Source organism: Zunongwangia pacifica (assembly GCF_023499215.1).
GTDB lineage: Bacteria > Bacteroidota > Bacteroidia > Flavobacteriales > Flavobacteriaceae > Zunongwangia > Zunongwangia pacifica.
The window spans coordinates 15,847-40,328 of record NZ_JAKHSK010000030.1; the positions used below are offsets into that span (position 1 = coordinate 15,847).

Genomic DNA, 24,482 nt, shown 5'->3' on the forward strand with positions numbered 1-24,482 from the left:
ACAAAGGTATGCGATTATTCACGGGTAACCTTATCTATGCCGTTAATTTTTTTAAGTCTATTTATAATTTTGGTCAAAATATCATTGTTTTTAACCACCACGGTAATACGGCCGCTAAAAATTCCGTCGTCACTTTCAAAATTAATATTCTTCATATTTACATGCATGTTACTCGAAATTTCCCGGGTTACATCGCTAACAAGACCAATATTATCTATTCCGTTTAGTTTAATTACTGCTTTGAAGTCCTGCTGAGAACTATCTACCCATTTTGCCTGAATAATGCGATACGCATAATTACTTTGTAATTGTATGGCATTGGGGCAATCGACCTTATGTACCTTGATTCCTTCATTTACCGTTACAAAGCCAAAAACATCATCTCCTGGGATAGGATTACAGCAATTGGCAAGTTTGTATCCCAGCTCGTCTTCTTCTTTTCCAAAAACTAACTGATCGTAATTTGCGGTAATTTCGTCTTTATTAAGATCGTGATTAACTTCTGGCTTTTTACTTATTTTTCGTTTAATATAACTAACCAGTGCATTGCTTCTGGAGGCTGCGAATTCTTTTAGGGCCTGGTTATCAATTTTTCCAATACCTACGCGATAAAATAAATCCAGACTTGTTTTTAGATGAAAATGGACTACAAGTTCATTTACCGTTTTCTCGCTAAATGGAATTTTTTGTGCTCTTAATTTTCTGGTTAAAACTGCTTTTCCCTCTTCGGCAATTTGCTTTTTCTCTTCTTTTAAAGACGATTTTATTTTGGCCCTTGCTCTTGCGGTAGTAGCATAATCCAGCCAGTTGATATTTGGTTTAGCACTATCTGAGGTAATAATTTCTACCTGATCACCACTCTTTAACACATGACTTAGCGGAACCAATTTATTGTTTACACGTGCTCCACGGGTGTGAGCTCCAATTTCAGTATGAATACTGAACGCAAAATCGAGTGGGGTAGAACCTTTTGGCAGGGATTTTAAATCTCCCTGGGGTGTAAACACAAATATTTCTTTAGAGTATAAATTGAGTTTAAATTGCTCTACAAAATCCACGGCGTTTACCGTAGGGTTTTCTAAAACTTCCTGTAGTCGGTTTAACCATTCTTCGATACCCTGTTCTTCTTTTTCGTCGGCATTTTTATATTTATAATGCGCGGCATAACCTTTTTCGGCAATTTCGTGCATTCGCTCGCTACGAATCTGTACTTCTACCCAACGACCTTTTGGCCCCATTACGGTAATGTGCAAAGCTTCATATCCCGTAGATTTAGGGGAAGAAATCCAATCGCGTAAACGGGTAGGGTTTGGTCTAAAATGATCGGTTACGACCGAGTAGATTTTCCAGGCCAGGAACTTCTCGTTAGCCTGATCACTTTTATAGATAATACGGATCGCAAATTTGTCGTAAACTTCATCAAAACTGATGTTTTGTGCATTCATTTTACGACGGATCGAAAAGATGGATTTTGGTCGTCCTTTTATTTCGTAGTCAAGATTTTCTTTATCTAAAGAATCCTGAATGACTCTGGAAAACTCATTGATATAAGCATCCTGTTCTTCTTTGCTTTCCTTTATCTTGGTTAAAATATCCTGGTAAACTTCTGGTTCGGTATATTTTAGGCCAAGATCTTCAAGTTCCGTTTTTACGTTGTAAAGTCCAATTCTATGGGCTAAAGGAGCATAGATATAAAGTGTTTCTGAAGCAATTTTTAACTGCTTATCCCTACGCATGGCATCCATTGTTTGCATATTGTGCAAACGGTCTGCAATTTTGATGATAATTACCCGAATATCATCATTTAGCGTGAGCAGCATTTTTCTGAAATTCTCGGCTTGTAGAGAAACATCTTTATCTTTTTTAAGACTTGAAATTTTTGTGAGTCCGTCTACGATTTTAGCAACGGTTTCCCCAAACATTCTTTCCAGATCATCCAGAGTGTAAGAGGTGTCTTCTACAACATCATGAAGTAGGGCAGCGGCAATAGAGGTGGCATCCAGACCGATTTCTGAAGCCACGATTTTTGCCACCGCAATGGGGTGGAAAATATATGCCTCGCCAGATTTTCGACGCTGATCTTTATGCGCGTCAACAGCCGTATCAAACGCCGATCTAATGAGTTTTTTATCCTCATCGGTTAAGGTTTGATAGCTAATCCTTAGCAGTTCTTTGTACTGCTGTGCGATTTCTTTGTTTTCTTTTTCTATAGCTGCCTCTGTCATATTTTAAAAATACATAAACAAATTTCAATAAACAACGCTCAATTAGCAATAAACAATAATCATTTAAAAAAGATCACTCTAAAACATCGAATATCGATATTCAGTTTCTAGCTTCTTTTAAATTCAATGTTTGTCAATTAAATCGAGCTATTTTTCTCTGGTATTTTTATCTAGGATCTATCGTCTAACATCTAATATCTAGTATCTAATCGAACCCTAATTCATCAAATTCCTATAGCGCTGTAAAAGGCTGGGATGTGAATAGTGCCAGAAAATATAAGTTTTATGAGGTGTTAAATTGCTTAAACTGTTTTTACTGAGTTTCTTTAAACTGCTAATTAAATCTTTGGCGTTATAGGTCTCTTTGGCGTAATTATCGGCCTGATATTCAAATTTTCTGGAAATAAGGTTCATTATGAGTCCGGTTATTTCTGAAATAGGACTGTATAAAATTCCGAAGGCGATTAAACCAATATGAAAACTTGGTGTTTCTACACCTAAAGCTTGTGATAATACCGCATTCCCCACAAATAAGCTTAGTAACCAAAGCGTAAAACCAGTTGTTAATACTGAAGCCACCAAATTAAAAATGATATGTTTTCTTTTGTAATGTCCAACTTCGTGTGCCAGTACCGCAACAATTTCTTCTTCCTCTAAATCATTTACCAAAGTGTCGTAAAGCGTCACTCTTTTTTCGCTGCCAAAACCAGAAAAATAGGCATTGGCTTTGGTACTTCTTTTAGAGCCATCGATAATAAAAATATTGTCTAACTGAAAGCCAACACTTTTAGCGTAATTTTCGATTTTGACTCTAAGGGAGCCATCTTCAAGCGGACTTTGCTTATTAAACAACGGCACAATAAGTTTGGCGTAGAACATATTCAGGAATATGGAAAATACAGCGATCAGAATCCAGGCGTACCACCAAAAATCTGAGCCTGCAAATTGATAAAACCATACAATAAGCGCTAAGATGCCGCCACCGAGAATGGCCATTAATAGCCATCCTTTTAGTTTATCTATAAAAAATGTGGATTTTGAGGTTTTATTGAAACCATATTTTTCCTCGATCACAAAAGTAGCATAGTAGGAGAAAGGCGTGGTGAGAATATCGCTGCCAATCATTATAATGCCAAAGAAGATAAGCGAAATTACAATTTCATTATCAGAGAATCCTCTGGCGATATGATCCACCCATTCAAAACCATCCAAAAATAGAAAGCCCAAGGTTAAAACAAGTGAAAACCCCGAAATTAAGATCCCAAATTTATAGTTTTCTTTTTTATAGTGTTGTGATTTTTCGTACTCTTCTTTGTCGTAAACATCAGACAATTCGGGAGGGAGAGGATCATCAAAATGACGCGCATTTAGAGTATCCAGTATTTTATCGAAAATAAAATCGGCCAAAATAAGCGCGACAATAATGTAAAATAAAGTTTCAGGATTCAAATTGAGAATTTTAAAAATTGAATAGCAAATTAAATGCCGAATCTACAAAAATGATCGTTGTCTTTTGGCTTCGAAAATAAGAATTCCGGCAGCTACAGAAACATTCATACTATCAATAGCTCCATTCATTGGGATGATAATATTTTGTTTTGCAGCATCTCGCCATTCCTGATTAAGTCCGGTTGCTTCAGTGCCTACAACGATAGCCGATGCTTTTGTGAAATCCATTTTGGTATAAATTTCTGAAGCCTGTAAAGCAGCCGCGTAAATAGTGATATTTTTTTGCTGAAGAAATTCAATAATTTCAGCAGTAGTTCCCGTAGCGATATTGTTGGTAAAAACGCAACCTACACTAGATCGAATGATATTGGGATTGTACAGATCGGTTTTTGGGTTGGCGATTAAAACTGCATCAACATTCGCCGCATCTGCGGTTCTAAGGATTGCTCCTATATTACCTGGTTTTTCAGGCGCTTCAGCCACTAAAATAAGTGGGTTTTTGGTTTTGAAATTCAGGGTCTTAAGGCTGTTTTCTTTTGAAGCAAATACCGTAATTAAACCTTCTGTACTCGAACGGTAGGCCAGTTTTTGGTAAACTTCTGAAGAAATCTCGATAATTTCGGCATCAGTATGTTCAAAATCGGGAATTGCTTTAAACTCATTTTTAGAAAAAAAATCGGGACAAAAATAGACTTCCAAAAGCTTAAAACCACCCTGAAGAGCAAGACCTGTTTCCCGTAAACCTTCTACTACAAACTGGTTTTCTTTTCTGCGGTTTCTGGATTTTTCCTGAAGCTGTAAAAGATGTTTAACGCGTTTATTCTGAGTGCTCGAAATTGCTGTATTCATAATTGCAAAAATACTAAAAAAAGCTGCCCGATTTCGGACAGCTTTTGGTTGAATTTAAAGGAAGTTTTTATCGATTATTTTCCAGCTTCCTGTCGTTCATATTTTTTCATATAGCGTTTCCAAAGCTTGGTTTGCCGGGTATCTAGGCTAATTTTTCTTCCCTGAATAAAAGCATCGGTAAGAAGATTGCTTCTCATATCTAAGGCATCGCCTTCGCTAATAAAAAGTGTGGCGTCTTTGCCTTCTTCTAATGTTCCGGCAAAATCATCGATGCCCAAAATTTTAGCGGTGTTACTGGTGATTAGTTTTAAAGCTTCTTCTTTGTTAAGACCATAAGCCACTGCGGTACCGGCATAAAAAGGCAGGTTTCGGGAATTCATACGTTCCATGCTACCGCTACCTTCAATACCTACCAGAATTCCTTTTTTAGATAATTTGGCAGCTAATTTGTAGGGTAAATCATAATCGTCGTCATCCTGATTGGGTAAGCTATGTGGTCTGCCCGTTAACACCGAAATGCTATTGGCTTTTAGCTCATCTGCAATTTTTAAGGCGTCATAAGCCCCTACAATGACAAGATCATCCAGTTTTTCATCTTTTTTAAACTGAATCACATCAAGCATTTCTTTTTCTCCGTTTACATGAACATATACTTTTTTATCGCCGTTAAAAACGCTTTCCATCGCAAGATAGGGGAGGTTGCTTTCTTTTCGATCTCCAGCCAGATAGGCTTTAGCTTCAGCAAAAAAGCTCTTTAGATTCATGATATTTTCCTGGTATTCTTTATTCGGTTTTATTCCAGGATCTTCACCCATCCACCAGCGACCACGGCGTACGCTGTTTGGCCAGTTAATATGCAGGCCATCGTCGTTTTTTACAGCGGCATCTTCCCAATTCCAGGCATCAAACTGTACAATCGATGAGGTGCCAGAGATAAATCCGCCTCTTGGTGCGATCTGGCCTAATAAAACGCCATTTGGTCGCATCGTTTCAGTAACCTGACTTTCGGCATTATAAGCGATTAAACTACGAATATGCGGTAGCATTTCACCAATTTCATCTTCATCGTCTGTTGCTCTAACGGCATCGATCTCTACCAAACCTAAAGTAGCATTTGGGGCTATAAAACCTGGATAAACGTGTTTTCCTTTGGCATTGATAATTTCACCTTTAGCCTGGGAAGCGGCGGCAGTGGCGTCACCCACCATTGTAATTTTCCCATCTTCAAAAATAATAAGGCTGTTTTCGATAATCTCGCCATTGCCAATATGCGCCGTTGCGCCAACGATGCTAACAGCTTCAGCCTGCTTGGCAGCAGGCATTTGTTGTGCATTTAATCCTAAAGCAGCAATAAATGCAAGTATATAGGTAATATTAAATAATTTCATTTTTCTGAATTTTTATCGGATTGCTTCCATGGTGTCACAGTGTGCTTCAATTTTCTCTTTCTTTACTACAGGCTGAGTTTTCATGCCCTGGTTTTTTGCCTGAAGCATCTGTGTGATCAATTCACTTTTTTGTTTTTGAATATCTTTTCTCATCGCTTTGTCACGTTCGATATCAAAATAAACAACACCTTCAATCATTGTTTTTTCAGCTTTAGCATATACCGATAGTGGATGATCGCTCCAAAGTACTAAATCGGCATCTTTACCTTCTTTAATACTTCCTACTTTATCATCTATATGAAGTAATTTGGCTGGATTTAGAGTTACAAATTTCCAGGCTTCTTCTTCAGAAACACCACCGTATTTCATTGTTTTTGCTGCTTCCTGATTTAAGCGACGGCTCATTTCGGCATCATCACTGTTAATAGCAACGGTAACTCCCTGGCTATTCATGATGGCGGCATTGTAAGGGATGGCATCTTCAACTTCATATTTATACGCCCACCAGTCTGAAAAAGTAGAACCGCCAATATTACGCGCAGCCATTTTATCAGCAAGTTTGTAGCCTTCAAGGATATGCGTAAAAGTATTAATCCTGAAATCCATACTATCGGCGACACTTATAAGCATATTGATTTCACTTTGTACATACGAGTGGCAGCTAATAAACCTTTCGTCACGTAATATTTCGGCAAGCGTTTCCATTTCGATATCCTTACGATAAGAATCGGGATTAGCTTCTTTATTTTTCATGTAATCCTTGGCACGGCCAAAGTAATCTATAAAGACCTGCTCTACACCCATTCTGGTTACCGGGAATCGATTACCGCTTCCCCAGTTGGATTGTTTTACGTTTTCTCCTAAAGCAAATTTTATGAATTTTGGAGACTCCGGGAAGATCATATCATTGGCAGAAGCTCCCCATTTTAAACGAATGATAGCAGATCTACCACCTATTGGGTTTGCAGAACCATGCAGTAATTGAGCAGTGGTTACTCCGCCGGCAAGATCGCGATAAAGCGCAATATCAGATGGGTCTATCACATCTTCCATACTAACTTCAGCTGAAGAGTTATGACCGCCTTCGTTGATGGAAGAAAGCGCAATATGCGAGTGTTCGTCTATGATCCCAGAGGTTAAATGTTTTCCTGTGGCGTCTACAACGGTAGCACCGCTGGCTTTTAAATCTTTACCAATTTTGGCGATTTTTCCTTTTTTTACAAGAACATCGGCATTTTCCAAAATCCCCTGTTCTTCGTTGGTCCAAACCGTAGCATTTTTAAAAAGGATATCTTCGGCTTCTGGCATTTCTTCAAAACCATAAGCTTCATTAGGGAAGGTTACCGGTAAAACTTCCGGGTGTTTACTTTTTTCTTCGTCTTCGTCTTTTTCTTTTTTGTCTTTATCCGATTTTTCTTCTGAAGATTTTTTGGTTGCCGTAAAAACGGTGGTGTCTCCGTTTGGTAATATTGCTTTACCGCTAATCTTATCTGAGACTGAAGGGACATGGGCCGATAATCTAATAAACTCGGTTTTAGTAGTATCTGGAGAAGAAATCAGTAAGTTCATCCAGTTATCCTCAAAACTCAATTTAGAACCCACTTTAACATCGTCGGTTTCTAATTTTGCACTTGGTTTTTCGGCAGAACCGGTAATCTCTAAAGTGTAGTTTTTATCCTCTAATTTAAGGTTATACTTGCCGGTAATATCGGTTGTATTCATCGTGCTGATCACGGCTTTTTCTCCCTGAACCCAGTTTTCGAAGATTTTGGTATCTTTTTCAAAGTAATCACCAGAGGTAATAATAAAGTTCGCCCAGGCTCCTTTCTTAAGTTCCCCTAATTTTCCAGACTGGCCAATGATTTTAGCCGGGGTTGTGGTTAATGCTGAAAGGGCGTCTTCTTTAGAAAGTCCGTATTCTATGGCTTTTAATAGATTCTCCTTAAATTCTTTTGCGGGATCTACACCTTTTGTGGTGATGGTAAATGGCACATCGGCATCGGCAAGCATTTTTAAGTTGGCAGGCGCCTGATTCCATCTTTTCATTTCAGAAAGGCTCACATATTCTGCCATAAAGGGATCCTCAACATCATAAGCTGCCGGAAAGCTTAACGGAACAATATAAGTGGCTCCCGATGATTTGATTTCATCTAGTTTTTCATATTCAAAACCACTCCCAAGAATGGTGTATGCAATACCAAATTCGTTACCTATTTTGGCTGCTCTTAGCTGGTCTAAAAGATTATCTGTTGTAAAAATCTGGGTAAGGTTTTGGTTTCTATTTACCGCTTCTAAAGCAAGATCTCTGTTAGTTGCATTACCTTTTGCATACCATGTTGCATCCAGGTATACCTGTCTTATTAAAGCCATAGCTCCCATTACTGATGAAGGGTAAGATTGCTGAGATTTTACACTTTTATCGAATGATAAATATTGAGCAGAACGATCTTTTAAGATTCGATCACCTTCAGTTCCATTAGGGTTTAGCGCTACTAAAACGCCACTTCCGCGAATAATACCGTCTGGTATATGTGTGTTTACCACTCCAAATCCGCCGTTATGATATTTACCGGCTTCTTTGGGGTCGTAGCTAAAACTTTCTATCGCATTTTGCTCTGGCCTAATATGGTCGTTCCAGTAATAACCTTCTCGGCTGGCTTCATATTGTCCCGATCTTCCAGAGCCAGATTCCCGTTCTGGTTTTTTAATCCCAAATTCACTGTAAAGATCGATAAAAGAAGGATAAACATCTTTGCCTTTTAGATCGATAACTACGCTGTTTTTGGGAATGGTGATCGATTTTCCAACAGCGGTAATTTTTCCTTTCTGAATGGCAAGCATTCCATTTTCTATAGTAGCCGTGGGATCTACATGAATATTTGCATTTTTAAATACGGTGTAATTGGTGTTGGTTGTTTTGACTCCCGAGTTGGTGGGAAAATATTCCTGAGCAGACAAATTGATCATTCCCAGAAATAAAAAAAATAGTAGAAATTTATATTTCATAAATGTTAGGGGTTTGGTTAAAATGTGGTTGAAATTATAAAAAGCAGAAAATTAAGAAAAAATTAATGAAAGCTTAATATTTTTAAAAAGCATTTTCTGTGTCTTCATAATAATTAACAAGAAGAGCAACCACATAACTATAACTACGTAAGCCATCCTGTTGATTGTTTGCCATAAGAAAGCGGTTGTAAAACGCCTGAAATAAAGGCTCGAATGGGTTTTGATGCTGAAGCCAGAAATCTTCGACTTCCTGATAGTTTTTTAGAATCCCGGGATGTAATTTTTTAATTAATTCTTCGCCCATTTCTTTATCTCTTCTAAAGAGTTCTGCCAAACAATAGCGAAGTGCGAAAGTGAATCCGCAATATCTAAAATAAGGATCGGGATGATTAATGGTCACCAGGCAGGCGATAAAGTTGGCTTCATTCTCTTTGGCAAAACCTAACTGGTGCCCAACTTCATGGCTTGCTGTAGTGGGTATTTTAAAGGGGAGAATAGTAGTGTTTACCTGAGCTTCTGCAGTAAGCGGATTTAAATATCCGTTAAATCCCATGTAGGTTAGCGGCCAGCTAAATAACGATCTTTTTAAACTTCGTCCTGTGTAAGTTAACTCTGGGAAATCTTTTTTTATATGATCGTAACCCTGAACGGTAACGTCAAAAATTTCTGCTTTAGAATAGGGAATATCAACTTTTATAGTGTCATTTTGTACAATTTCAAGATGAATTTTATTGGATTCTTTAATTAGCTTTTCTGTAAGCAAAACAAGCTCTTCTTTAGAATATTCGTCATCAATATCTAAAGATTGGTGAAGGGGCAAACGGTAATAATTAAACCCCCAAAAAAGATGAAAACAAAAATAGACGATAGAAAGAGTAGCAAACATTTCGGCCATCCATTCCTTTGGTTTTTTAAAGCGTGTTTTAATCCTTTTTAATAGCCATCGGATGATAAAGATGATAAGAATCGTATATAACAGGTCTCCAAACGAAAATGAAAGAATACCCAGTGACCATCGCATCATTCTAGAGATATATGGATAAATCCCACGACTGTACCAACTTTCTATCAGCCATTCGTTCCCTGCTAATAGTTTAATGAGAATGATTTGTACAGGCAGTAAAATAGCCAGAATTATTTGAGATTTCTTTTTCACAATTTCAAAAATAGGACTTTTATATGGAGAATATAGTACTACTTTTTAGGTATATGCTAATTTAATTGAACCATAAGGGAATATAGTAGCAGTTTAAATTTGGGATAGTTTATAATATTGATATGAGAATTTAACCAATTTAATACTTTTTATGTATGATAAAGCTTAAAAAATTTACTATTCTTCTGTTTTTGAATCTTTTGCTTGTGAATTGTTCTTCTGATGAACAGGTTGTTAAAGAAGAGCAACCAGCACCAACAGAAGAAGGAACCGGGGAGCAGCAGGTCTCCACAGAAGAAGGGCTTTCAATTTACATTCCTAACGAATTTAGTGATATGGATTTTGAAGACCCAGAAAGTACCTGGGCTTATAGTCGAAGCCGTGAATCTGAACATTTTATTATGTTTTGGGGCAAAGGCTATGGCGATAATGATCCGGGATCTCAAAGCACAGCCTCAAAATATCGTGTAGATATCGATGACCTTTTAGCAAAAGCTGAGGACTTTTATGCACTTAATACCGGAGATTTAGGATTCGCAGAAACGGGGACAGGGAATTCGAATTTGAATCAATACAAAATGATGATTTTCTTGTATTATCAGGAGGATTGGCTTGCCACGGGATCGGGTTACGATGATACCATTGGTGCTTTATGGATTAGCCCCAATACCGCCCAGCCTGTAGGGCATACCATCGCACACGAAATAGGACATAGTTTCCAGTATCAGGTGTTTGCAGATCTGGCCAACGGACACGGATTTAGATACGGTTTTGGCGGTAATGGAGGGAATGCATTTTGGGAGCAAACAGCCCAATGGCAGGGTTTTCAATCTTATCCAGAACAAGTTTTTGAAACATACGATTTTAGTGAATACATCAATAATTATAATAAGCATATTCATCACGAAGATTATAGATATGCGAGCTATTTTATTCACTATTACTGGACCTTTTTGCATGGTCATGATTTTATTGGTCGTTTATGGAGAGAAGCTCAGGAGCCAGAAGATCCTGTACAGGCTTATATGCGATTAACAGGAATTAGTGTGAGCGAATTTAATGATGAAATTTATGAGGCTGCTACAAGATTTGTAACCTGGGATTTAGAGCCATTAAGAACTTATGGCGAGGATCATATAGGAGCACAGCATTATAACTATACTACCCAGGATGATGGTAGCCATATCGTAAGCCCGGATTATGTTCCACAAACTACAGGTTATAATGTAATTCCGCTAAACGTTCCCCAAGCTAATACTGAAGTAAGTGTAGATTTTACAGGGCTTCCCAATGCAAGTGGGTTTAATAGTGTAGATGCTTCTATAGCGGGTTGGCGTTACGGTTTTGTAGCCTTACAGGAAAACGCAACAAGGGTTTATGGAACGATGAATCAGGCAAGTCTGGGAAACGCTTCGTTTGTGGTACCCGAAAATACCACGCATCTTTGGTTAGTGGTGACCGGTGCACCAACCGAATATAAACCCCATGCCTGGGACGATGATAACAGTAACGATGACCAATGGCCCTATAAAGTTTCTTTTTCTGACACAAATATGTTAGGAGTAGTAGATATTGATGAAGGGGAAGAGCCACAAGATGTAGATTTTAATTATGATGTTTCTTTTCCTTTAGATAATGAGAATTATACCGGCACTACGGTTTCTTTAAATAAAGAAAAGTTAGCGAAAGCTTTTTTAATGCAGCCTAAGCAAATCTCAGATGAAATAGGTAACGCTATTATGTTTTATGCAATGAACAGTAACGGAGATTTAATTTCTGAAACTACAGCCAATGGATATGGTCACTGGTTCGATGCAGCGGGCGATGTAATAGGCTGGGGCGATTCCGCAAAAGTATATTCAGAATTTGATGAAATCAACTTTAATTTTGAAATTGGGCAATATCCGGGACATTCTGTTTTAGGAGACACGTATACTATAAAACAGGTGCTGGTATATGAATACGAATCTGGCAAATTTACTCAGGCTATGATAACATTTAATATCACGATAGAATAATTTTTTTATTCTAAAAATTGACGAGGCTGTCTAAAAACATCCAAAAACGTCATTCTGAACTTGTTTCAGAATCTCATCTCATTGATTTAAAAATCGTTATGAGAACCTGAAACAAGTTCAGGTTGACTAAAATTGAGTTTTTAGACAGCCTATTTAGTTTTCATGCTTAAATTAAGATATTATTATAATTCTTGTCTTTAATTCTCAGTTAAATAGCGTTATTTTTGAAAATACATCAAAAAATATAAAAATGAATGATGAGATAAGGGATTTACAACCCAAAGCACTTTGGAATAACTTTGCCGATTTAAATGCAGTGCCCAGAGCGTCTAAAAAAGAAGAAAAGGTAATCGAGTTTATCAAAAACTTTGGGGAGCAGTTAGGGCTGGATACTCAGGTTGATGACACTGGTAATGTGGTGATTCGCAAACCGGCAACTCAAGGTTTAGCAGATCGAAAAACGGTAGTTTTGCAATCCCATTTAGATATGGTGCATCAAAAAAATAACGATACCAAATTCGATTTTGATACACAGGGAATAAAAATGTATGTAGATGGCGACTGGGTAAAAGCTGAAGGGACCACTCTTGGAGCCGATAATGGTCTTGGTGTTGCTACGATTATGGCTATTTTGCAAAGTGATGATATTGCACATCCTGCGATCGAAGCCCTTTTTACCATCGACGAGGAAACAGGCATGACCGGCGCAAAAGGACTTTCTCCAGATTTATTAAATGGCGATATTTTATTGAATCTGGATACCGAGGAAGATGACGAAATTGGTATAGGCTGTGCCGGTGGTATCGATATTACGGCCTTACGGGAATACGAAGAAGAGAATATTCCAGATAATAGTGTTGGGTATAAAATTGTAGTAAAAGGATTGCAGGGCGGACATTCAGGCATGGATATCATCAAAGGTCTGGCAAATGCCAATAAGTTAATGGCCAGATTATTATATACGGCTTATCGCGATTTTGGATTACGGGTATCTGAATTACATGGCGGTGGATTACGAAATGCCATTCCGCGTGAAAGTGAAGCTTTTGTAGTTGTTGATAAAGAAGATACCAACTTTTTTGTACAGCAAATGCTGGTTTGGATAGACGAGATTAAAAAAGAATATGCCAGTCTGGAACCCAATATGGATATTAGCATTTCTGAAGCTGAAATTAATGGAAAGTTGATGAAGGTTGAAGATCAAATGGAAATTCTAAAAGGGATCGCATCTGCACATAATGGCGTTTATAGAATGAGTCCCGATATTGAAGTTTTGGTTGAAGCTTCTAATAATATTGCGAATGTTGTGGTGGCTAATGGAAAAGCTAAGATTAAATGTCTTACAAGATCTTCTGTAGAATCTTCAAAAAGTGATCTTGCCCATAGTTTACAGGCAAGTTTCGAGCTGGCTAAATTTAAAGTAAAGCAATCTGGTGAATATCCTGGCTGGGCACCAAATCCAGCGTCAGCAATCTTAAAAGTCTTAGATGAAATTTATCAAAAACAACATGGGGAAAAGGCCAATATCGCTGCCTGCCATGCAGGTTTGGAATGCGGAATTATAGGAAATCATTATCCAGAGATGGATATGATCTCTTTTGGCCCTACCATTAAAGGAGCGCACTCTCCCGATGAGAGGGCAAGTATTTATTCGACTCAAAAATTTTGGGATTTTACATTAGAGGTCCTAAAAAATATTCCGAAGAAATAAGAATAAATAAAAAGTATCCTATAGATTCAAAAACCGCCTTTTCGGGCGGTTTTTTATGTTTAAATAGAAATAATAAATTTTAGTTTTTTTAGATAAATGAGTGTAATTTTAAGGATATTAACTGGATGTAAAAAAATGATGTAAAATTGGCTAATATTGATACTTATTCCGATGAATTACTAGCCAGCGCTCAGCAATTTGTATTCGATTTTTTTAATAGTAATTATACTGTTGATCTTTTTTTTCATAATTATTCGTATACCGTTGAAATAATTTCTGAAGCTGAAAAATTAGTTAATGCAGAAGACTTATCGCCCACAGATGCTCAATTAGTACTTCTAGCCTGTTGGTTTCTGAATACCGGCTATGTGAAGAAAGGAAAAAATCCGCTTCAAGAAGCTGTAAATATTGTAACTAATTTTTTAGAAGAGCACCATATTCCGAAGCAACAAATAAAGACGGTTACCCATGCCATTTTGGTTTCAGAAAGTGAAGAAAACCTACAATCGATGGTCGATAAAGCCATATTCGATTTAGCGACGGTTTATATCACTTTCTCTGATTATCGAGATCGATTGGCATTGCTTGAAGAAGAGCAAAAAAGACTTTCCCATAGCAATGAAAAACAGGATGTGACTAAAAATGCGGTCGATTTTCTTGAGAAACGGCATCATTTTCAAACCACCTATGCCATTACTAACTGGCAAATCGGAAAGCAGAAAAACCTGTTGAAATTACTTAAAAAGGCAACTAAAAATTCAGATGCTAAATTAGAAGAAAAGCAAAAGAAACAACAATCCAAAGAAACCGACAAAGGGGTAAATAATTTATACCGAATTACGCTAAGAAACCATATTTCGTTAAGCGAAAATGCTGATCGGAAAGCTCATATTTTACTATCGGTAAATTCGATAATACTTTCTTTGCTGCTGTCGCGACTTTTCCCAAAGCTCGATAGCCCCTCTAATCAATATTTGTATATTCCTACAGTAATTTTTTTAACTTCAGCAGTTATCGGTATTATTCTATCGGTTATAGCTACGCGACCTCAGGTAAATTCAGGCAAGTTCAGTAAAAAAGATATTTCAGAAAGGAATAAGAATATTTTATTCTTTGGAAATTTTTATAATATGGATTTTGATGATTTTGAACTCGGATTAAGCGAAATCATGAAAGATAAAGATTTAATTTACCATTCATTAACCAGGGATTTATATAATTTAGGGCAGGTAGTGGCTAGAAAATATCAGGTTTTACGAATTGCATATACCGTTTTTGTAATTGGTATTGTGGTATCTGTAATTGCTTATGCTATCGCTTATAACATAACGTATTAAAAATAAAAAGCCGAATCAAAAAAATGTCCGGCTTTTAAAGAATATCGATGATGATCTTTTTTATTCCTGAATTTCAGTTAATTTAACTATAAACACAAGATCGGTATTAGGTTTTATTGGTCCCATTCCTCTTTCTCCATAAGCCAAATGACTTGGGATATATAAAATAGCTTTATCGCCAATTTTCATTTCCATAATGCCTTCTTTAAATCCTGCGATCATTGGTGAATCTGGTCCATAAACTAGATTTAGTGGCGCATAGCCACCCTGCATGCTGCGCATCTCGTTAAAAATATCCCATTTCTTAGCTAAATCTTCTTTGCTGGTGTCGAAGATGCCACCATCTAAAAAGTAACCTTCGTAATCTACACCTACATTTTGCCCAATTTTAGGTTTTGGTCCATCACCTTCTTTAAGAATGTAAATTCCCAGTCCGCTATCTAAAGTTGTTGCTTCATCCCGATATTTATCGAACATGGCTTTATTTTCAGCTTTTGCCTCTTCAAGTTTTCTGGCAGCTTCCTCTTCAGCTTCTTTAATTTTCTCAAGCTCTTCTTCAAAAACCTTTGGCGCATCAAATTTTTTGGCCGATTTTCCTTTTCGAATAATTTCAACCTCGTTGATAACCACATCTTTTATAGGTCGATCATTACCATCTATTTCTACTTTTCCTATCGCATCAACTACATCCTGCCCTTTTATTACTTTTCCAAAAACGGTATGTCTTCCATCTAAATTTGTAGTAGGAGCAAGGGTAATAAAAAACTGACTTCCGTTAGTTCCCGGGCCGGCATTGGCCATAGAAAGGATCCCTTTAGAATCATGACTTAAACTATCGATAGTTTCATCTGGGAAACGGTACCCAGGGCCACCACGTCCCGTTCCGGTAGGGTCACCACCCTGAATAACAAAACCATCAATTATTCTGTGAAAAATGAGTCCGTCATAAAAATTCTTATTCTTATAAGTACTGTCTACCATGGTGCTGGTTCCTTCAGCAAGAGACACAAAGCTGGCAACAGTAATTGGGGTTTGCTCGTAATAAAGTTCAGCTATAAAAGGCCCCATAGAGGTATCGAACTTCGCGTACATCCCATCTTCTAAATCTGGGTAGTCGTCTTTACAGGCTGTAAAGGCCAAAACAATAGCACTTAAAAGTAAAAGGCTAAATTTCTTCATTATGTTGATTTTAATTTTAGGTAAAAATAAATAAGATTTTTAGTTTATAGTATCCTGTTTTCTGATTGAATGCAGCGTAACGGTGGTTTTTATAGGAATATTGGTCCCAATTTTATCTTTATCGCCGTAATATCCAAAAGCTTTATAGGATGGGAATAAGAAAGTAACGGTTTCCCCGGCTTTCATTAATTTTAAACCATCCCTTAAACCACTAAATAAATTTTCCTGATCTATCGCATATTCTTTTGTGGGCTTTTCGCCTTCAGCGTAGATGGTCTGGTCGTTTAGAGTTTTAATATGATAATCGAAATTAACAATATCGCCAAATTCTGGTTTTATGGTAGAAACCGAATCAGCTACTTTTTTATTATAGAAATACCAAAATCCGCCATTGCTTGCGATATAATTTGTAGTACTATCTTCTGCAATTATATCTTTTATTAAAGATTCCTCCTGTGCCAGTAGCTTTTTATTTCTGGCCACAGATTCGTTGATATAACTTCCAGAATTTTGACTCACGGGATAGCGAGCTTCTGGAGATTTACAAGAAATTATTACAGAAATAATTAAGAAACTAAAGATTATTTTTTTCATGCCTGAAGTTGTTCTTTATATTCAGGAAGCAATCTATTAAATTCTACAATCGTATCGTTCATAGATAAATCACTTCTACCACCGGCCGCATTATTATGACCGCCACCATTAAAGTGAGCTCTGGCGAATGTATTTACTGAAAAATCACCTTTAGAACGGAATGAAATTTTAATAATCCCTTCTTGCTTGTTTTCGATAAAAATAGCTGCAAAAATAATTCCATCTAAAGAAAGTCCGTAATTTACAAAACCTTCAGTATCACCTTTTTTAAAGTTATGGGCATCTAATTCTTCTTGAGAAATGGTAATATAAGCGGTTCTAAACTGTCGATTGACTTTTAAATTTTGAAGCGCAACGCCCAAAAGTTGTAAGCGACTTTCAGAATTGGTATCAAAAACATCCTGATGAATTTTGCTGTTTTTAGCCCCTTTTTCAATAAGATCGGCTACCACGCGGTGGGTGTTTGGTGTCGTGCTGGAAAACCGGAATGAACCGGTATCGGTCATAATCCCGGTATACAGACAGCTGGCAATTTCAGGAGTGATTTTGTTTTTAGCACGAAGCCTTTCTATAAAATGATAGACCATCTCACAGGTAGAGCTCATGCTGGTATCACTATAGGTATAATCGGCATAATCTGCCGGTTCCTGATGGTGATCGATCATTATAAAAGTGGCTTCACTAGCTTCTAATGCTTGTTGCATATCACCGCAACGAGAAAGATCGTTAAAATCTAAAGTGAAAATAATCTCTGCTTTTTCAATAATATCGTCTGCCTGTTTTTTATTTTCTTCATATATAATTACCTCGTCGTTGCCAGGTAACCACTTTAGAAAATTTGGATATTCATTAGGGGCGATAACATTGGCATTATGTCCTTTGTTTTTTAGGAAATGCATTAAAGCCAATGTGCTTCCCATGGCATCACCGTCTGGGCCTTTGTGAGGAACAATAACGATATTGTTCGATTTAGATAATTCGGCCGTTATTTCTAAAATATATTGTTCTATCATAAGATTGGTAAAGATACAATTTAATGCCTCATAGAGGGGTTAATTCCCTCGAAGCTTGGTTTGTGATTTATAAAATGTTTTCCAGTCCTTACTTCGCATATTTGCCCTAAAATTATTAACACCTTTTAAATACTGGTATTAGGGTCCAGTAGGGCATCTGCAATCTAAGTTGTTTTTAAAATCATAAAAGTTTAATCCATTATAATTTACCATTACGTTAAACCTATGGCTTCTTTTAAAAACTTACCCAGGCAATGTGTATTTTTATGAAATATAAAACAACAAAAATGCTTAAAATTTTACGATTTTCTTTTATTTTATTTTTGGTTGCCTGTAATTCTACTTCTGGGATAGTAGAAAATGAACAACAGGAACAACCGCAAAAAGATTATGACTTCACTATTGTTTTTGGTAGTTGTAACGATCAGGATAATGCCCAACCATTATGGGAGCCTATATTAGCTCATCATCCCGATGCTTTTATCTGGGGTGGCGATAATATTTATGCCGATACACCAGATATGGAGAAGATGAAAGCTATGTATGAATTTCAGAAAAATGTAGAAGGCTATCGAAAACTGGTAAATACTGCTGTAATGTTGGGCACTTGGGACGATCATGATTTTGGTAAAAATAATGCTGGAAAAGAATGGGAGAAAAAGGCTGAAAGTCAGCAATTATTCCTTGATTTTATGAATGTACCACAGGATGATGTACGTCGTAATCGTGAAGGTGTTTACTATGCACAGGATTTAATGACTGATGGAAAAACGATAAAAGTTATTTTGCTGGATACCCGCTATTTTAGGGATCCTATAGATGAGGGTAGGGAAGGTACTATTCTGGGAGATGCACAGTGGGATTGGTTAGAAGATGAATTAAATAGTAGTACTGCCGATTATCATATTATTATGAGTAGTATACAAGTGCTAAGCAGGCAGCATCGTTTTGAAAAATGGGCGAATTTTCCGGAAGATCGGCAACATTTACTTGATTTAATTGTGAGTTCAGGAATTAAAAAACCGATTATAATTAGCGGAGATCGTCATATTTCAGAATTCTCTAAAATGGATATTGAAGGTTTGGGAGCTCCACTTTATGATTTCACCTCTAGCGGAATGACGCACGTTTATGAAGATTTTGATGGTGAGCCTAACAGATATCGTGAAGGTGACGTGGTTTTTCAGTTGAGTTTTGGTGTTTTAAACTTTGATTTTGAAAATGAGATCGTTAATATGCAAATGCGAGGTGTTGAAAATGCGCTTTTGCAAGAAACCAGCGTGAAATTTTAGAAAGTTGATATAAAGTTTTAATAACCTTGTATTTGGAAGAGAATTGGTTATTTTTGCTGAAAATTTAAAAAACACGAAATGGCAGGAAACAGAACTTTCACCATGATTAAGCCTGATGCTGTAGAAAAGGGGCATATTGGTGCAATTTTAGATCAGATCAATGCTTCAGGTTTTAGAATCGTAGCCATGAAGTTAACGCAAATGACAACAGCAGATGCAGAGACTTTTTACGCGGTTCATAAAGAACGTCCGTTCTTTGGAGAATTGGTAGAATTTATGACTAGAGGTCCAATCGTTGCCGCAATCTTAGAAAAAGAAAACGCAGTTGAAGATTTTAGAACGTTAATTGGTGCAACAAACCCTGAAGATGCTGCTGAAGGTACTATCAGAAAAAAATATGCTTCTTCTGTAGGAGAGAATGCAGTTCACGGTAGTGACAGCGATGAGAATGCTGCTATCGAAGGTGCATTTCATTTTGCAGGAAGAGAAATGTTCTAAGAACATTTTTAATAAAACAAAGGAAGAGGCTGTCTAAAAACTCAATTTTAGTCAACCTGAACTTGTTTCAGGTTCTCATAACGATTTTTAAATCAATGAGATGAGATTCTGAAACAAGTTCAGAATGACGTTTTTGGATGTTTTTAGACAGCCTCTTTTTTATGCCCTTTAAAGAAGTTTCTCTTTTCAATTAGTGTTTCTCAATTTTAAATGCTTATTATGAAAAAAGGGCTAGACTTTAATAAATCTAACCCTTTTCCTAAATAAACTTTAAACAATTTTAGAGTCGTATGGCTTAACCCGTTTTTAAATATAACTAAGACTACAAACGCTAAACTAGATAATGGTCATTTGACCAAAATTTAGATTTTCGTCATTGATATTATTTTCAGACTCACTAATTAAGCCTTCTAAGAAGTCTCCAACTTTTTCAGTACTGTAGGGATTATCTTTATTAATATCCTCGGTACATACATTTACTTTTATACTTGTAGCCACTGCTTTTCTAATCACATCACCTTCTTCAACAAGGCCAAAATGATCCAGTAGCATTGCTGCGGAAAGGATGGATGCTACGGGATTGGCAATTCCTTTACCGGTAGCTTGTGGATAAGAGCCGTGAATAGGTTCGAACATGGCATTAGCGCCACCAACTGAAGCTGAAGCTAATAAACCAATACTTCCGCCAATCACACTGGCTTCATCAGAGATAATGTCCCCAAACATATTTTCAGTAAGAATCACATCAAATTGCTTAGGATTTAAGATCATTTGCATGGCAGCATTATCTATAAATAAGAAATCAAGTTCTACATCCTTATATTCTTCAGCAACTTTCTTCACGGTTTTTCTCCAAAGACGGGAAGTTTCCAAAACATTCGCTTTATCAACCAGCGTTAATTTCTTACGGCGCTGTTGTGCTGCTTTAAACGCTAAATGTGCTATTCTTTCGATTTCTTCTACAGAATAGGTACATACATCTGTAGCACTTTGTCCATCTTCGCTCTGGCTTTTTTCACCAAAATAAATTCCGCCAGTTAACTCTCTAAAAATCGTTAAATCTGCTCCCTGAATTCTTTCTGGTCTCAGCGGGGATTGATCGATAAGTTTAGGATAAGTGGTTACAGGACGGATATTGGCATAAAGACCTAACTCTTTTCTTAGTTTTAGTAATCCTTGTTCTGGTCGTACTTTAGCATCTGGATTGTTGTCATATTTAGGGTGACCAATCGCACCAAAAAGAACAGCATCAGATTTTTTACAAAGATCTAAAGTAGCTTCAGGAAGTGGATTATCCAGTAAATCTATTGCAGCGGCACCTACAATCGCTTCTTCAAATTCAAATTCATGATCAAAACGATCGGCGATAGCTTTAAGTATTTTGATGGATTGCTGAGTAATTTCCGGTCCAATCCCATCTCCGGCTAATACGGCTATTTTAAGTTTCATATTTTTTTCTCTAAAAGTTCTTAGATTCAGTTCCTATTCCTGAATCGCTGCTTCACGCATTTGCGTTTGTTTTTCTTCAAATTTCTTAATGGCATCTAATTTACTCACTAAAAAATCAATATCATCAAAACCATTAATTAAACAGGTCTTTTTATAAGCATCGATGGCAAAATTCTCGGATTTTCCGCTACTTAAAATTTCAATTTTTTGATTTTCAAGATCAATTTTAAAGCTTTCTTTATTGTCTTTTCTTATGGCCAGGAAAAGTTCCTCTAAGAATTCAGGTGAAACCTGAACAGGAAGCAAACCATTATTCAACGCATTGCCTTTAAAAATATCGGCAAAATAACTAGAAACGACTACCTTAAACCCATAAGCTTTTAAGGCCCATGCAGCATGTTCTCTACTAGAGCCGCAACCAAAGTTATTACCGGCGATTAAAATTTGCCCTGAATATTGATCCTGATTTAAAGAGAAATCCTCTACAGGTTTTCCATCTTTATCAAAACGCCAGTCTTTAAAAAGATTTTCGCCAAAACCTGCTTTATCTGTTGCCTTTAGGAAACGGGCAGGAATGATCTGATCTGTATCTATATTCTCGACCTCTAATGGGACGGCTGTATCTTGTAGTGTGGTGAATTTTTCCATTAATTCAAGCTTTTTGTAAAGTCGGTTATTTTTCCGGCTACGGCGGTTGCTGCGGCGGTTAGCGGGCTGGCTAAGATGGTTCTTGAACCTTGTCCCTGTCTTCCTTCAAAATTTCTATTACTGGTAGAAACGCAATATTCGCCTTCCGGAATTTTATCATCGTTCATGGCCAGACACGCAGAGCATCCAGGTTGTCTAAGTTTAAATCCTGCTTCTTCAAAAACTTTATCTAAACCTTCTTGTTGAATTTGAGCGGCAACCTGTCTACTTCCCGGAACGATTAATGCATTTACATTTTCAGCTTTTTTCTTTCCTTTGATATAGCTTGCAGCCATTCTAAAATCTTCAATACGGCTATTGGTACAACTGCCAATAAAGATATAATTAATAGGTTTGTCGATTAAACTTTCACCGGGTTTAAAGCCCATATAACTTAATGCTTTGGCATCACTTTTACCACCTTCAACCGGGATGGAACCCGTAATTTTAATTCCCATTCCAGGATTGGTTCCGTAGGTAATCATTGGTTCGATATCTTCGGCATCAAAAGAATATTCCTGGTCAAACTCGGCGCCTTCATCGGTTTTTAAGGTTTCCCAGTACGCTTTTAATTTATCGAATTCTTCTCCTTTGGGTGCAAATTCCCTTCCTTCAACATAATCATAAGTGGTTTGGTCTGGCGCTATTAATCCGCCACGAGCTCCCATCTCGATACTCATGTTACAAACCGTCATACGACCTTCCATCGACATGTTTTCAAAAACATCACCGGCATATTCACAAAAATAACCTGTACCTGAGTTGGTTCCCAGTTTACTGATCACATAAAGAATAACATCTTTTGGAGTTACTCCCTTTCTTAGATCTCCGTTTACATTTACACGCAGTCTTTTTGGTTTTTCTACTAATAAGCATTGTGAAGCGAAAACCTGAGTTACCTGACTGGTACCTATACCAAAAGCAATTGCACCAAAAGCACCATGCGTAGAGGTATGGCTATCGCCACAAACCATTGTTTTTCCTGGTTGGGTAATCCCCAGTTCAGGAGCCATTACGTGAACAATCCCGTTATAAGGATGTCCTAATCCGTAAAGTGTAATATTATTTTCTTCGCAGTTTTGCGAAAGTTCTTTTAATTGTTTTCTGGATAGCAGATCCTTAACCGGTAAATGCTGATTTTCTGTTGGTGTGTTATGATCTGCCGTAGCAACGATTTTATTAGGTCTAAAAACAGGGATTTCCCGCTCTTTTAATTCGTTAAAGGCTTGCGGACTCGTAACTTCATGTATTAAATGCTGGTCGATATACAAAATGTCTGGACCATCAGGAATCGACTCTACCACGTGGGCATCCCAAATTTTATCAAAAAGGGTTTTCTTCATTTCTTTAAATTTTTAAACACAGCACGAGGGCTGTGTTATGATAAGTTTTCTGTAACTTATTATGATGTAGTTATGCGGTTGCTTTAATTTTATCTTTAGAGATAGCCATAATTTCATGGATATCTTCGTCTAGTACCTCTTTCTTCATATCTGCATAATTAAGAAATTCGGCATAAACAGCATCCAATTCTAATTTAGTAAGGTTATAACCTACTTTTTTAGCTTTATAGGCTAAGGCAGCACGACCGCTTCGGGCAGTTAAAACTATGGCAGATTCGGTTACACCAACATCAGCCGGATCGATAATCTCGTAAGTTTCACGATTTTTAATTACGCCATCCTGGTGAATTCCAGAGCTGTGAGCAAAAGCGTTTGCTCCTACAATAGCTTTATTTGGCTGAACAAACATTCCCATTTCTCTAGCAACCATTTTACTTACTTCAAATAGTAATTTTGGGTTAATGTCTGTATTAAGATTTAAAGTTGGGTGTTGGCGAAGAATCATCACCACTTCCTCTAAGGCGGTATTTCCGGCGCGTTCACCTATACCATTAATAGTACATTCAATTTGGCGGGCACCATTAGCCACCCCGGCAATGGCGTTAGCTGTAGCTAAACCTAAATCATTATGGCAGTGACAGGAAATGGTAACATTATCGATACCTACCACATGATCTTTTAAATATTTTATCTTTTTCCCATATTCTTCAGGAAGACAATATCCTGTAGTATCGGGAATGTTTAAAACTGTAGCCCCGGCATTGACGACCTCCTGGCAGACCTGCGCAAGAAACGCATTATCTGTTCTACCGGCATCTTCTGCATAAAACTCGACATCGTCAGCAAAGTTTTTAGCGTAAGCAACAGCTTCTACCGCGCGTTCTATAATCTGCTCTGGCGTGGCATTAAATTTATATTTAATATGAGATTCTGATGTTCCTATACCCGTATGAATACGAGGTTTTTTGGCATATTTTAATGCCTCGGCAGCAACTTCAATATCTTGTTTTACGGCTCTGGTGAGTCCACAAACGGCAGCGTTTTTTACGATTTTTGATATTTCGGTAACAGATTGAAAATCACCAGGACTTGATACAGGGAATCCGGCTTCTATTACATCTACACCCAGTTCATCCAGTCTTGCCGCAATTTTTAATTTTTGTGCCGTATTCAATTTACATCCGGGAACTTGTTCACCGTCTCTCAAAGTTGTGTCAAAAATTTCTACCTTTTCTGCGCTCATAAGAGTATTTTTTTGCTTTATCTTTAACTAAAGTATAATAAAGCC

Annotated in this window: 18 protein-coding genes; 5 read left to right on the forward strand and 13 right to left on the reverse strand. The window is 37.2% G+C overall.

Going from position 1 to position 24,482, the window contains the following annotated elements; translation table 11 throughout:
- Nucleotides 1–14: 14 nt before the first annotated feature.
- From L1967_RS16945 to L1967_RS16970, 6 genes are all read right to left on the reverse strand, one after another.
- Nucleotides 15–2,225, reverse strand: coding sequence for a RelA/SpoT family protein (locus tag L1967_RS16945; RefSeq protein WP_249602692.1), 2,211 nt, complete (start codon nt 2,223–2,225; stop codon nt 15–17).
- 216 nt (nt 2,226–2,441) lie between these two features.
- Nucleotides 2,442–3,674: a M48 family metallopeptidase gene (locus tag L1967_RS16950; RefSeq protein WP_249602693.1), complete on the reverse strand. Its 1,233-nt coding sequence runs from the start codon at nt 3,672–3,674 to the stop codon at nt 2,442–2,444.
- A 42-nt stretch (nt 3,675–3,716) separates the two neighbouring features.
- On the reverse strand, nt 3,717–4,523 hold the full coding sequence (locus tag L1967_RS16955) for a TrmH family RNA methyltransferase (protein WP_249602694.1): 807 nt from the start codon (nt 4,521–4,523) through the stop codon (nt 3,717–3,719).
- A 74-nt stretch (nt 4,524–4,597) separates the two neighbouring features.
- The gene (locus L1967_RS16960) at nt 4,598–5,911 is read right to left on the reverse strand and encodes an amidohydrolase family protein (protein ID WP_249602695.1); all 1,314 of its coding nucleotides are present in this window, start codon (nt 5,909–5,911) and stop codon (nt 4,598–4,600) included.
- A gap of 12 nt (nt 5,912–5,923) precedes the next feature.
- Nucleotides 5,924–8,917, reverse strand: coding sequence for an amidohydrolase family protein (locus L1967_RS16965; RefSeq protein WP_249602696.1), 2,994 nt, complete (start codon nt 8,915–8,917; stop codon nt 5,924–5,926).
- Between the two features lie 82 nt (nt 8,918–8,999).
- Nucleotides 9,000–10,073 carry a DUF3810 domain-containing protein gene (locus L1967_RS16970; protein ID WP_249602697.1) on the reverse strand — a complete coding sequence of 358 codons (1,074 nt, stop codon included), beginning with the start codon at nt 10,071–10,073 and terminating at the stop codon, nt 9,000–9,002.
- Nucleotides 10,074–10,228: 155 nt separating this feature from the next.
- Here L1967_RS16970 and L1967_RS16975 point away from each other — a divergent pair, with 155 nt between their 5' ends.
- The 3 genes from L1967_RS16975 (at nt 10,229) to L1967_RS16985 (ending at nt 15,139) form a co-directional block, all read left to right on the forward strand.
- Nucleotides 10,229–12,091, forward strand: a complete 1,863-nt coding sequence (locus tag L1967_RS16975; protein WP_249602698.1) for a DUF4859 domain-containing protein — start codon at nt 10,229–10,231, stop codon at nt 12,089–12,091.
- 250 nt (nt 12,092–12,341) lie between these two features.
- Complete coding sequence (locus tag L1967_RS16980) at nt 12,342–13,802, forward strand: aminoacyl-histidine dipeptidase (protein WP_249602699.1); 1,461 nt, start codon at nt 12,342–12,344, stop codon at nt 13,800–13,802.
- A 146-nt stretch (nt 13,803–13,948) separates the two neighbouring features.
- Entirely contained in the window at nt 13,949–15,139 is a 1,191-nt protein-coding gene (locus tag L1967_RS16985; protein WP_249602700.1) for a Pycsar system effector family protein, read from the forward strand.
- A gap of 60 nt (nt 15,140–15,199) precedes the next feature.
- Here L1967_RS16985 and L1967_RS16990 read toward each other — a convergent pair whose 3' ends face one another.
- The 3 genes from L1967_RS16990 to L1967_RS17000 are packed head-to-tail and all read right to left on the reverse strand — an operon-like array spanning nt 15,200 to nt 17,925.
- Nucleotides 15,200–16,318 (reverse strand): peptidylprolyl isomerase, encoded by a 1,119-nt coding sequence (locus L1967_RS16990; RefSeq protein WP_249602701.1) that lies wholly within the window; start codon nt 16,316–16,318, stop codon nt 15,200–15,202.
- 39 nt (nt 16,319–16,357) lie between these two features.
- Nucleotides 16,358–16,912: a gliding motility-associated peptidyl-prolyl isomerase GldI gene (gene gldI / locus L1967_RS16995; protein WP_249602702.1), complete on the reverse strand. Its 555-nt coding sequence runs from the start codon at nt 16,910–16,912 to the stop codon at nt 16,358–16,360.
- Nucleotides 16,909–17,925: a DHH family phosphoesterase gene (locus L1967_RS17000; protein WP_249602703.1), complete on the reverse strand. Its 1,017-nt coding sequence runs from the start codon at nt 17,923–17,925 to the stop codon at nt 16,909–16,911. The genes gldI and L1967_RS17000 overlap by 4 nt, the downstream gene beginning before the upstream one ends.
- 287 nt (nt 17,926–18,212) lie before the next feature.
- Here L1967_RS17000 and L1967_RS17005 point away from each other — a divergent pair, with 287 nt between their 5' ends.
- Nucleotides 18,213–19,217 carry an alkaline phosphatase D family protein gene (locus L1967_RS17005; RefSeq protein WP_249602704.1) on the forward strand — a complete coding sequence of 335 codons (1,005 nt, stop codon included), beginning with the start codon at nt 18,213–18,215 and terminating at the stop codon, nt 19,215–19,217.
- A 78-nt stretch (nt 19,218–19,295) separates the two neighbouring features.
- On the forward strand, nt 19,296–19,715 hold the full coding sequence (locus L1967_RS17010; protein WP_013071167.1) for a nucleoside-diphosphate kinase: 420 nt from the start codon (nt 19,296–19,298) through the stop codon (nt 19,713–19,715).
- A 336-nt stretch (nt 19,716–20,051) separates the two neighbouring features.
- Here the strand turns inward: L1967_RS17010 and leuB are convergent, their stop codons facing one another.
- From leuB to L1967_RS17030, 4 genes are all read right to left on the reverse strand, one after another.
- Nucleotides 20,052–21,164, reverse strand: a complete 1,113-nt coding sequence (gene leuB / locus L1967_RS17015) for a 3-isopropylmalate dehydrogenase (RefSeq protein ID WP_249602705.1) — start codon at nt 21,162–21,164, stop codon at nt 20,052–20,054.
- Nucleotides 21,165–21,197: 33 nt separating this feature from the next.
- Nucleotides 21,198–21,812, reverse strand: a complete 615-nt coding sequence (gene leuD, locus L1967_RS17020; protein WP_249602706.1) for a 3-isopropylmalate dehydratase small subunit — start codon at nt 21,810–21,812, stop codon at nt 21,198–21,200.
- Entirely contained in the window at nt 21,812–23,194 is a 1,383-nt protein-coding gene (gene leuC / locus L1967_RS17025) for a 3-isopropylmalate dehydratase large subunit (RefSeq protein ID WP_249602707.1), read from the reverse strand. Before leuC ends, leuD begins: the two co-directional genes overlap by 1 nt.
- Nucleotides 23,195–23,264: 70 nt before the next feature.
- Entirely contained in the window at nt 23,265–24,437 is a 1,173-nt protein-coding gene (locus tag L1967_RS17030) for a 2-isopropylmalate synthase (RefSeq protein ID WP_249602708.1), read from the reverse strand.
- Between the last annotated feature and the right edge of the window lie 45 nt (nt 24,438–24,482).

Bases quoted from the DNA above. Each gene is read 5' to 3' on its own strand.
- L1967_RS17000 (WP_249602703.1), bottom strand. From the start codon at position 17,925: ATGATAGAACAATATATTTTAGAAATAACGGCCGAATTATCTAAATCG.
- gldI (WP_249602702.1), bottom strand. From the start codon at position 16,912: ATGAAAAAAATAATCTTTAGTTTCTTAATTATTTCTGTAATAATTTCT.
- L1967_RS16990 (WP_249602701.1), bottom strand. From the start codon at position 16,318: ATGAAGAAATTTAGCCTTTTACTTTTAAGTGCTATTGTTTTGGCCTTT.
- leuC (WP_249602707.1), bottom strand. From the start codon at position 23,194: ATGAAGAAAACCCTTTTTGATAAAATTTGGGATGCCCACGTGGTAGAG.
- L1967_RS16975 (WP_249602698.1), top strand. From the start codon at position 10,229: ATGATAAAGCTTAAAAAATTTACTATTCTTCTGTTTTTGAATCTTTTG.
- leuD (WP_249602706.1), bottom strand. From the start codon at position 21,812: ATGGAAAAATTCACCACACTACAAGATACAGCCGTCCCATTAGAGGTC.
- L1967_RS17005 (WP_249602704.1), top strand. From the start codon at position 18,213: ATGCTTAAAATTTTACGATTTTCTTTTATTTTATTTTTGGTTGCCTGT.
- L1967_RS16965 (WP_249602696.1), bottom strand. From the start codon at position 8,917: ATGAAATATAAATTTCTACTATTTTTTTTATTTCTGGGAATGATCAAT.
- leuB (WP_249602705.1), bottom strand. From the start codon at position 21,164: ATGAAACTTAAAATAGCCGTATTAGCCGGAGATGGGATTGGACCGGAA.
- L1967_RS17010 (WP_013071167.1), top strand. From the start codon at position 19,296: ATGGCAGGAAACAGAACTTTCACCATGATTAAGCCTGATGCTGTAGAA.
- L1967_RS17030 (WP_249602708.1), bottom strand. From the start codon at position 24,437: ATGAGCGCAGAAAAGGTAGAAATTTTTGACACAACTTTGAGAGACGGT.
- L1967_RS16980 (WP_249602699.1), top strand. From the start codon at position 12,342: ATGAATGATGAGATAAGGGATTTACAACCCAAAGCACTTTGGAATAAC.
- L1967_RS16945 (WP_249602692.1), bottom strand. From the start codon at position 2,225: ATGACAGAGGCAGCTATAGAAAAAGAAAACAAAGAAATCGCACAGCAG.
- L1967_RS16955 (WP_249602694.1), bottom strand. From the start codon at position 4,523: ATGAATACAGCAATTTCGAGCACTCAGAATAAACGCGTTAAACATCTT.
- L1967_RS16960 (WP_249602695.1), bottom strand. From the start codon at position 5,911: ATGAAATTATTTAATATTACCTATATACTTGCATTTATTGCTGCTTTA.